This is a genomic window from Vibrio sp. 10N.222.49.A3 (assembly GCF_041475145.1).
Taxonomy (GTDB): Bacteria; Pseudomonadota; Gammaproteobacteria; order Enterobacterales; family Vibrionaceae; genus Vibrio; species Vibrio tasmaniensis_A.
On record NZ_JBFRVM010000361.1, the window covers coordinates 1 to 599 of the forward strand.

Genomic DNA, 599 nt, shown 5'->3' on the forward strand with positions numbered 1-599 from the left:
CCTGGCCTGGGAAAAAGGTCTTGCCTATCTCTGGTGTGACAGGAATAGGGACCTCAAACCCTGGAAGGCCCGGCCCATCAACAGAGAAGGCGTAAACCGGCAATTGAAATCGCTCGCCAAGGCGAGTGATTTTAGGGGCGGTCTTATGGCAGTACGGGCAGGTGCTTTCAAAAAAGAACACCAGGGCATATTGGTTTTGCATGGCAGCGTGTGCGCTGGCGGCATGAATCAAAAAAGCAAGCACAAGGGTACGAAGAAATGGCATAGCGCCTCCTTACGTTTTAGGAAGAAATAAAAGAAAGTGAACATCCTTTAAGAGAGCGGCATGGGCGAAGTCGGGGGATGTCGTATTAGACGTTGATTTAAGGTTGGGTTTATTGGCCATACTGGTTCTGTTTATGGCGTTTTTACATGGGTTGAGTGGCTTTAAAAATTCGATTGCTCAAAGTCGGTGGCGACGTTGTAAAAGCGCCCAATTAAATCATTTTGGCTTATCCAGCCGTACGCCAATGGCTTCATCTCTCCAGTACTGGGATGCACCAAAATCAAGGCGGGCGTAAAAGGCACCGTGACTTTTCCTTGGTTGTGGCGGTTTTCTT

General features: G+C 48.6%; 2 protein-coding genes. Both read right to left on the reverse strand.

Translation table 11 applies throughout. The features are described 5' to 3' along the window. Positions 1-265, reverse strand: a 265-nt coding sequence (gene traF / locus AB4589_RS25625; protein WP_372101979.1) for a conjugal transfer protein TraF, incomplete at its 3' end; no start/stop codon positions are given. A 161-nt stretch (positions 266-426) separates the two neighbouring features. Further along, the coding region (gene traF, locus AB4589_RS25630) for a conjugal transfer protein TraF (RefSeq protein ID WP_372101980.1) at positions 427-599 on the reverse strand (173 nt) is incomplete at its 5' end.